This window comes from Dolichospermum planctonicum (assembly GCF_005402965.1).
Lineage (GTDB): Bacteria > Cyanobacteriota > Cyanobacteriia > Cyanobacteriales > Nostocaceae > Dolichospermum > Dolichospermum planctonicum.
Genome location: NZ_BJCF01000039.1, coordinates 35,524 through 45,488, shown reverse-complemented (window position 1 = coordinate 45,488; position 9,965 = coordinate 35,524). Strand labels below are relative to the sequence as shown.

At 37.3% G+C, this 9,965-nt stretch carries 8 protein-coding genes; 6 read left to right on the top strand and 2 right to left on the bottom strand.

The features are described 5' to 3' along the window. On the bottom strand, positions 1 to 1,440 hold a 1,440-nt coding region (locus FFO06_RS15775), incomplete at its 3' end, for an FAD-binding oxidoreductase (RefSeq protein ID WP_137908889.1). Positions 1,441 to 1,638: 198 nt separating this feature from the next. On the opposite strand from FFO06_RS15775, the gene FFO06_RS15770 reads away from it, so the two are divergent. The 6 genes from FFO06_RS15770 to FFO06_RS15745 all read left to right on the top strand — a co-directional run bounded on the left by FFO06_RS15770 (position 1,639) and on the right by FFO06_RS15745 (position 9,122). Further along, positions 1,639 to 1,833: a hypothetical protein gene (locus tag FFO06_RS15770; protein WP_137908888.1), complete on the top strand. Its 195-nt coding sequence runs from the start codon at positions 1,639 to 1,641 to the stop codon at positions 1,831 to 1,833. A 300-nt stretch (positions 1,834 to 2,133) separates the two neighbouring features. Further along, on the top strand, positions 2,134 to 3,993 hold the full coding sequence (locus tag FFO06_RS15765; RefSeq protein ID WP_137908887.1) for an NAD(P)H-quinone oxidoreductase subunit F: 1,860 nt from the start codon (positions 2,134 to 2,136) through the stop codon (positions 3,991 to 3,993). Positions 3,994 to 4,043: 50 nt separating this feature from the next. Beyond that, positions 4,044 to 5,537 carry an NADH-quinone oxidoreductase subunit M gene (locus FFO06_RS15760; RefSeq protein WP_137908886.1) on the top strand — a complete coding sequence of 498 codons (1,494 nt, stop codon included), beginning with the start codon at positions 4,044 to 4,046 and terminating at the stop codon, positions 5,535 to 5,537. 176 nt (positions 5,538 to 5,713) lie between these two features. Continuing rightward, entirely contained in the window at positions 5,714 to 7,036 is a 1,323-nt protein-coding gene (locus tag FFO06_RS15755; protein ID WP_028090925.1) for a CO2 hydration protein, read from the top strand. 195 nt (positions 7,037 to 7,231) lie between these two features. Beyond that, positions 7,232 to 8,185, top strand: a complete 954-nt coding sequence (locus tag FFO06_RS15750; protein WP_137908885.1) for an NAD-dependent epimerase/dehydratase family protein — start codon at positions 7,232 to 7,234, stop codon at positions 8,183 to 8,185. Positions 8,186 to 8,309: 124 nt separating this feature from the next. Then, positions 8,310 to 9,122 (top strand): Uma2 family endonuclease, encoded by an 813-nt coding sequence (locus tag FFO06_RS15745; protein ID WP_137908884.1) that lies wholly within the window; start codon positions 8,310 to 8,312, stop codon positions 9,120 to 9,122. A 192-nt stretch (positions 9,123 to 9,314) separates the two neighbouring features. Here the strand turns inward: FFO06_RS15745 and FFO06_RS15740 are convergent, their stop codons facing one another. After that, on the bottom strand, positions 9,315 to 9,872 hold the full coding sequence (locus FFO06_RS15740) for a Uma2 family endonuclease (protein WP_137908883.1): 558 nt from the start codon (positions 9,870 to 9,872) through the stop codon (positions 9,315 to 9,317). Positions 9,873 to 9,965: the final 93 nt, after the last annotated feature.

Below are 9,965 nucleotides of genomic sequence, written 5' to 3'. Positions count from 1 at the left end.
CATTGGACTTAAAGTAAACAACCTAGTATACACAATTAAATTTACATAATGTAACATCCAATCTAACAAACTCAATAAACCCACTTGGGGAATGATTTTTGCAACTAATAAAGGATGAGATAAACCAGTTTTTAACAAAGTTTTTGTTAACGCCCCAAATTGGACAATATCTTGTAAAAAAGGTTTTAAAACAGGTGTTCCTAACTCCTGCATTTGTGCAAATACAGCAGAGAGTAATTGGTTAATTTGATTGGGGTTAATTTGTTGATTTACTCCTACACTCATGGCTTTTTGAAATAACCAAGTTACACTTAAACTCGGTTGATATGGTTGGAGAATTGCTAAAGATTTGGCAGATAATTGATCAGTTTTTAAGGCTTCATGAACTCCCAAAGTTAACCTTTGTAAATGACGCACCATAGCCCCAAATCCACCAAAACTTAAAGGAGATTGATTTCCGCTACTATCTCCTACAAATAAAATCCGATTCCAAGGAGTTTGTAAAGGACTTTGACGATAACTGGGAAAGAAACCAAATAAGGCCCGTTGAAAATTGAGGTGATTAATTTCCACACCTTGATATTCTGGTAATAGACGGAAATATTCAGCAAATAAAGTTTCTAAGCTCAATCTTTCTGGCGCTGAATCTAAATAAGTGAACAAATAAGTTGTTCTCCCGTCTTTAGCGGGAAATGCTTCCCAAAAATATTGACATTGATTTTCCAATGCTGTAAAAGATAATAATAAATCACCAGTTTTATTCTCAGGAAATCCTGTAGCACAAGTTCCCACAACTAAACAAAGTGCATCTGGTTTTTTTCCTTGACGTGCTTGTTGGCTAATTGGTGATAGATTTCCCATGACATCTAATAACAATTTTGCGGTAAATTGGTTATTGATAATAACTCCATTTTTGTGAATTACTACATTACTAAATGGTGTATTTTCAAATAATTTTCCTCCAGCATTCAGAAAGCGTTTTTTTAGGGTTTCGAGTAAATAAATAGGACTTATACCAATATTAAGAACATCTTCCACCCAAACTTCCGTACCTCCTGGAAAGCTAACTCGTGCGGGATTATATTCAGTAACAATAGCCTGGTTTAATTCCGCTTCCGTTAGTAATTCCAATTCCCGAAATACTTTTAACTCTTGGCGAGAAATATTCCATTCCTGTTCTCTTCCTCGCAAAATTCCCCTTTCTAATAATGCTACGCGCACACCCCGCACAGCTAAAGCGCAACCAATTAAAATTCCCAAAGTTCCACCGCAAATAATGACATCAAATTGTAATGATTCTAAATTTTCGGGATTTTCTTGAACTACATTTGGTATGGGTGAGTTATTATCTCTTAGAGATGTTAAAATGGCATCTGCACGACGCAAGCCACCTAAAATATCCCCTGGGAGTTGAGAAAGAATTTCTTCAGTTAGTGACATAAAGCTTAATTTCAGAAAAGTTATGTTACACAAAAATAAGGTTTTTAGCCACATCTTGCATAAGTCCTAATATTGATACTATACTATCTTTAACGTTGCCGATAGCCGGGGGGGAGTGGCCATATTCAGCCATGAAAAATCTCTAAAATCATTATTTACTTAAATTTGCAGGATTTACTTAATTTACAGGAAACACTTATGAACCGTTCTCAGATAGTTGCGATTATTACAGGGGTAATTTCTATACTTCTGGCTATTGCTTACCTCATTGTTGTCCAAATTATTGATTATCGGGATATGAAACCAGCCCCTACTAGTCAACTCAGCCCACAAGTAGTTATTACAGTCAGTAATTTACCTGGGTCACTATGTAAGTTACTTGTTAAAGTATAAAAAATGGGGTGGTAAATACTGCCCCTAGATTATAGATACTGCTTGAAAAGTTAATCTATAGATTAAACATGATGGTTACTATTTAATAATCGAATGTACAGAAATATAAGAATCACTTACAGAAATCATTGCAAATTCATCTACTTAAATAATTTATTTTTGTTACAGATAAGGGTAAACTGTTCATAATAATATTAAATAAAAATAAATTGCGATTATCAATGATCACTAGATTAATAGGGATCAACGGTATTTGCTGTGTTTTCTTTAAGTTTTGCTGCAAATTGTAGAGGTAATTGAATGGGTCAGTATTTACTAGATACTATTTGGCTAGTCCCGGTTTATGCTTTGATAGGTGGGCTTTTAGCCATACCCTGGTCACCAGGAATAATTCGCAAAACAGGTCCTCGACCAGCGGGATACGTAAACGCAGTTATGACCTTTTGCTCATTTTTTCATGCTGTCTTTGCTTTCTTTGCTACCTGGAATCATCCAGCTAAAGAAGTATTTATTCCTTGGTTGTCAACAGCGGGTTTAAATCTCACCATTAATTTAGAAATTTCTGCTGTTAGTGTGGGGGCGTTAATTATTATTACCGGCTTAAATTTGCTGGCGCAGATATACGCTATTGGTTACATGGAAATGGACTGGGGTTGGGGACGTTTCTTTTCCTTATTAGGATTATTTGAAGCGGGTCTTTGTGCTTTAGTATTGTGTAATGATTTATTTTTTAGTTATGTAATTCTGGAAGTCCTTACCTTGGGAACTTACCTATTAGTAGGTTTGTGGTTTAGTCAGCCTTTGGTAGTGACTGGGGCGCGAGATGCTTTTTTAACCAAACGGGTAGGAGACTTGTTTTTATTAATGGGTGTCTTAGGACTTTGGACACTTTCAGGGACTTGGAATTATGCAGAGTTGACTGCTTGGGCGGCTACGGCGAATGTTGACCCCACAATTATTACTTTAGTATGTTTGGGCTTAATTGCAGGTCCGATGGGTAAATGCGCCCAATTTCCCCTACATTTGTGGTTAGATGAGGCAATGGAGGGACCTGTTCCTAGTACAATTTTACGAAATTCGGTGGTCGTCGCCAGTGGGGCATGGGTGTTAATTAAATTACAACCTGTATTTAGTTTATCTCCCGTCGCAGCTTCTGTAATGGTGGCTATTGGTACAGTAACAGCCATTGGTGGGGCGTTAATTGCGATCGCTCAAATTGACATTAAACGCTGTTTATCCTATTGTGTTAGTGTTTACATGGGCTTGGTATTTATTGCCGTAGGCACACAACAAAATGAAGCTGCGCTACTATTAGTCCTCACCCATGCTTTATCCTCTGCATTACTGGTCATGAGTACCGGGGGAATTGTTTGGAATAGTGTCACCCAAGATGTTACCCAATTAGGTGGATTATGGTCACGTCGTCCCATGTCCGGTTTAGCATTTATTATTGGTACATTGGGTTTAATAGGTTTTCCCCCTTTAGGTAGTTTTTGGGCATTATTCAAATTAGCTGATGGTTTATGGGCAACACATCCGACTTTAGTAGGAATAATTATTATTGTCAATGCCTTAACTACATTCAGTTTAACTAGGGAATTTGGTTTAATTTTTGCTGGTAAACCTAAACAAATGAGTGAACGTTCTCCTGAAGCTATTTGGTTAATGGTTTTACCAATGATGATTTTATCAGGCTTTGTTTTACACCTGCCTTTAGTATTACAAAGCTTGTCATTGCTTCCTGACTGGGCAACATTAAATAAAGATGTCGCCCTACTATTAATTTGGTCAAGTATATTTGGTTGCAGTATTAGCAGCATCATCTATTTAGGCAACATTCCTAAACCAATTCGTTTACCCTGGCAAGGTTTACAAAATTTATTTGCTTATGACTTTTACACTCCCAAACTGTACAAAATCACCATTATTTTCGGCGTTGCCCAACTTTCTAAATTTGCCGATATCCTAGATAGATTCGTAGTAGATGGTATCGTCAACTTTGTCGGTTTATTCTCTCTTTTAGGTGGTGAAGGGTTGAAATATAGTAACAATGGACAAACTCAAACCTATGCCCTGACAGTGCTTTTAGGAGTAGGTGTTTTAGGCGCTTGGTTGTCATGGCCTTTTTGGGGTGTGCAGTTCATGAAATTAATTTTTTAATTTGCACCCGACTTATAGCATTACCAATTAACAATTCCCAGATCATAAATATGTTGAGTGTTTTAATTTGGCTGCCAATTATAGCCGCTATAATCATCGGTTTTTATCCAAGAAAAGATATTCCCGCGAGTCGAATTCGTTTAGCATCTTTAATCATTACAGGGTTAGTTTTGCTGTGGAATATTTTGATTTTGTTAAAATTTGATATCAGCAATTCGGGGACGCAATTCACCGAATATTTACCCTGGAATGAAACCCTGGGGTTGAGTTATCAATTAGGAGTAGATGGATTATCAATATTAATGTTAGTATTAAATAGCTTCCTCACTTGGATTGCTATTTACAGCAGCAGTAAAGATACAGAACGTCCTCGGTTATTTTATGCCCTGATTTTGTTTGTTAGTGGTGGGGTAGCCGGTGCTTTCTTATCACAAAATTTGCTTCTGTTTTTCCTGTTTTATGAATTGGAATTAATCCCCTTTTATTTACTAATTTCCATTTGGGGCGGGGAAAAACGAGCTTATGCCGGCATGAAATTTCTGATTTATACAGCCATTTCCGGGGCTTTAATTTTAGCCACATTTTTAGGAATGGTATGGTTAACAGGTTCTCACAGTTTTGCTTTTGATGCTGTTGCCACTGAAAAGATTTCTGCGGGAATGCAATTAATATTATTAGCAGGAATAGTTCTAGGTTTTGGGATCAAAATTCCCTTAATTCCCTTCCATACCTGGCTACCAGATGCTTACGTAGAAGCTTCCGCACCTATCGCTATTTTATTAGGTGGAATATTAGCCAAATTAGGAACTTATGGCCTATTAAGATTTGGTTTAGGAATGTTTCCCCAAGCTTGGCATATTATCGCCCCAACATTGGCAATTTGGGGAGCAATTAGCGCGATTTATGGGGCGGTTGTAGCCATTGCCCAAAAGGACATCAAACGCATGGTAGCATATAGTTCTATCGGCCACATGGGCTATATTTTACTAGCAGCAGCCGCAGCCACACCTTTAGCATTAGTTGGTGCAGTAGCCCAAATGTTTAGTCATGGAATCATTCTCGCTATTCTCTTTCATTTAGTGGGAATTATTGAAACTAAAGTTGGTACAAGAGAATTAGATAAACTCAATGGTTTAATGAGTCCTATTCGCGGTTTACCATTAATTAGTGCCTTGCTAGTTTTAGGTGGTATGGCAAGTTCTGGTATTCCCGGTTTAACAGGTTTCATTGCTGAATTTATTTCCTTTCAAGGCAGTTTTTCCAGCTTTCCAGTTCCCACAATTTTATGTGTAGTTGCCTCTGGTTTAACGGCAGTTTATTTTGTCATTCTTCTTAACCGTACCTGTTTTGGTAAATTGCAAAATAACCTAGCTTACTACCCTAGAGTCGTCTGGGCAGAAAAAATTCCTGCACTAATTTTAGCATTGTTAATTATCTTTTTGGGAGTACAACCCACCTGGTTAGTTCGTTGGAGTGAAACCACAACTACCGCTATGGTAGCCGCAATTTCCCCCACTGAAAAATCGGTAATTGCCTTAAAATGATATAGCTTGGGAATAAATTCCCAGGCTCATAGCAAAAATCATCTCAAGATGACTAAATAACCCGAAAATTTTTTAGTAAACTTTAGTTTACTTTGATTATTAGCCCGGAAGTTCATTTCCGGGAGGGTTTGAAAACTAACAGATACACTATTGTTTTAACAAACACAAAAAATATTATGGTACAAACTTCAGAAAAACCAAAAGCCAAAATTCCTCCTTCAAAACACGAATTTGCAGAAATTATTCATCGCTTAGAAGCTGGTGGTTCAATGTTACCAGATACCCCAGAAAATTTAATGCAAATTATCGGTATTTATAAAGCTTATGCCGTACCGATGGATTTTTATTGGCGAGATTTATTATATATTGCTGAAAGGGTATTTTTAGATCCTTTACCAGCTTTTAAATACTTCCTACCACAGGAATATTTAGACCTCCATAATCACTATGCAGGTGATGATGCTGATTTAAGAATTTGGCGAGGTGAAGCTACTGCACACCCAGAACTTTTGGCATTTATGGAAAAAGGTGAAACCATTAAAATGCCGAAAATATTCCATCATTTATTCCATGATAGAATCAACATGGAATTTGCCGAAGCTTGTATGCAGGCTATGCTTTGGCACCGCAAAATGTATGCACCAGTAAACCAATTTGATGCTTATTTAGATTCAGCCGAATATCAAGCCAATGCAGATAAAGCAATTAAAGCTTATTTTCGGAAAAATCCTCTAATGTTGGGACTTTATAAACTGTTTCCTGATATGTTTTTGGAACAGTGTCGGATGATGTCCTATTATTCTAATTTAGGACTTTTCTGGGAAGTCATGGCACCGGTATTTTTTGAAATGTCAGATATTTATGATGAAGGTGGTTTCAAAAGTGTACCTGACGCTATGAACTTTCTCATAAATGGTATATTTGCTATTGCAGGTCGCCCCATTTACCATCATGTTTATATTGACGGTGAATGTTATGAAATTATCCCCAAATCAAAAGCGTTTACCTGGTTATATGAAGCCGCTTTACCCTATGTGGAAGCCGTTTTTTATCGCACCGCACCATTTAGAGGCACAAAGTCATATAATGCCCAAGCAGGGGAAGTTCCAGAAGACCAAAAAGACTTCCATTATGGTATTCTTTATGCTGATGTATTTCCCGTCGGTACAGCAGGTATTCCTCCGACATTATTAATGCAAGATATGTTGCATTTTTTGCCTCAATATCTTGTTGATTATTATCAACAATATTGTCGAGGAGAAGAGGATATTTTAATTCAATTGGGAATTACTTTTCAACGTTCCATGTACAATGTAACATCTGCGGTAATTCAAGCTTTAAGAACTGCTCTTTTATATCCTTTAGATGATGAAAATCCCCAGCATTTACAAGCAAATCGAGAATTTTTTGAAATGCAGTTAAATCGCTTTACTCGTAGTGATTATAATATGCGTGATGCTGCTAGATTACGGGATATTCAAAGACAGGATTATAGATAGAATCTGCGGAGAAAATAGATACCCGACTTGTTGCAGAAGTTGGGTATCTCCCTATTTGTTGATTTTGTAAAGATTTATATTTTTTCAGTAAATTATTGAATATCTATGGAAAAATTATGTCCTTAGTTAGACTAAGTTATAAATAATTAATATTAGGCTGTTAAACAAAATTACAGCCAAATCACAAAATATAAAATGACTAAGATCATTGTCACTGGAGTTGCGGGTTTTATTGGTTCTCACTTAGCTGAAACATTATTAAAACAGGGAGAAGAGGTAATTGGTATTGATGAATTTAATGATTATTATGATCCCCTGTTGAAGTGGAAAAATATCGCCAATTTTCAACATTACCCCAATTTTACTTTAGTAGAAGGGGATATACAATTTTTAGATTGGCAAAAACTGCTTTTAGATGTCCAATTAGTTTATCATCAAGCGGCCCAAGCTGGAGTTAGAGCCAGTTGGGGGAAGGGTTTTCGAGCTTATACTGAACGGAATATTAACGCTACACAAGTTTTATTAGAAGCTGTTAAAGATGCTGAAAATTTAAAAAGATTAGTGTTTGCATCTACATCTAGCATATATGGTGACGCGGAAACATTACCAACCCATGAAGAAATTAAACCTTTACCTGTGTCACCTTATGGTATTACTAAATTAGCGGCTGAACAGTTGGGAATGTTATATCATAAAAACTTTGGTGTCCCGTTTGTATCCTTACGTTATTTTACGGTCTATGGACCAAGACAACGGCCAGATATGGCATTTCATAAGTTTTTTAAAGCAGTGTTGCAGGACGAAGCAATTCCCGTTTATGGTGACGGAAAACAGACCAGAGATTTTACTTTTGTCAGTGATGCGATCGCTGCTAACTTAGCTGCTAGTATTGTACCAGAAGCAGTAGGGCAAATTTTCAATATTGGCGGCGGCAGTAGAGTCATTTTATCAGAAGTTTTAGATACCATGGCGGAAATAGTCGCTAAACCCATCAAACGCCATTATATCGAAAAAGCCATGGGAGATGCCCGTCACACCGCTGCTGACGTATCCAAAGCCCGAAAAATCCTTAATTATCAACCCCAAGTATCCTTAAAAAATGGCTTAACCCAGGAATGGGAATGGGTGAAGAGTTTGTATAGTGTATAACTAACAAAGATCCCCCCCTTCCTAAAAAAGTCGGGGATCTGAACCTGGTAAATATTCAGCTATAATAAGACAATATAAATCTTAGATTACCAAAAATCCCCAAAATACCCAGGGAGTTAGAGTTATGGTTGCTACTCCAATACCGACCGTTGCCGAACTATCAAAAGTGACAATTTCTTGGGAAGCATTACCCGAAGATTTTATCTTAGAAGAAGAACCTGTGGAAAACACTGCACAACCATTAATTGCTGGAGCATTACGAGAAAGTCTAGAATTAAGTGGATATATTCAACCCACCATGCTCATAGCGGCAAATTTGGGCATCTGTGCCACCATGGATGGTAAACTTGTTGTCAAAGCTCCAGATTGGTTTTTTGTGCGGACAGTTTTACCCTTATCTGGGGTGACAGATAGACGCAGCTATACACCCCACCTAGAAGGGGAAATTCCCAGTATTGTCATGGAATTTTGCTCAGATACTGACGGAAAAGAATACTCAGCTAGACGCACTTTCCCCCCCGGAAAATGGTTTTTTTATGAACAAATTCTCCAAGTTCCTACTTATGTAATTTTTGATCCCCTGACTGCTGTATTAGAAGTTCATCAACTTGAGTCAGGACAGTATAAATTACAGCCAATAGACCCAAATAATCGTTACTGGATTACAGATATGGGATTATTTTTGGGATTGTGGGAAGGGGAAAAGGAAGGTCGCATAGGTTACTGGCTACGGTGGTGGGATCAAGCAGGTAATTTGTTACCCTGGGCTGTAGAAAAGGTAGAACAGGAACAGCAACGGGCTGAACAGGAACGTCAACGGGCTGAACAGGAACAGCAACGGGCTGAACAGGAACGTCAACGGGCTGAACAGGAAAGCCAACGGGCTAAAAGGTTAGCAGAACAGTTACGCGCACTGGGTATTGATCCAATTGATTAAATGTGCGGTTTCTAAAATTGTTGTAGAGATGTTTCATAGAACGTCTCTACATTCTTTTTTGCGGGATACCTAATTAATCCCAATTGGGAAATTCATTGTCGCTTAACCCAACCTCCAAAATCAAACTCAAGGAGTTTCAGTTTTGGCTGTTGTAAAAGCGGTTTCTAACCGCAAAGAGGGCATAAAATTTAACTAAAATAGTTCACTCAGATGAATACTCACATCAGGAAAAGCTAAAGTTGATAAACTTTGATTTTTTGTTAACTTCTGTACATCTTGATAAATTACCTCAAGAGAATTTCGATATACTTCGATAATTTCCTGATTAACATCTACTAACCAAACTTCAGGAATATTTGCTTCTGCATATAAAGGAATTTTCACCTCCCGATCATATTTTACAGTTGTGTCAGCCACTTCTATTAACAAAAATATATCTTCTGGTTGGGGGTGTGAATTTCTATAAAAATCTGGACGTGGTTTTAATAAAGCTATGTCTGGTTGGGGTTCAGAAGTTTCATTTAAAACTACTGGGTTTTGAGGTGCAAGAATGATCCGTTTTCCTAAAAGCTGAATTAGCAGATTAACTAATCTATTTACACAACCAGCGTGTCTTCTTCCAATAGGTGACATATCAATCATTTCCCCCCGAATTAATTCTACTCGCTCATTTTCTGACAGAATACCAAATTCAGCCATTTGGTGAAATTGTTTAACTGTAAATTGATGTCTGATTAGTTGTAAAACCATTGTCACCTCTATTTAGATTTTAATTGAGATTGATAAAAAACTGTTGTTGGGTTGCGCTGTTACTTAACCCAACCTCCAAAATCTACAAAATCA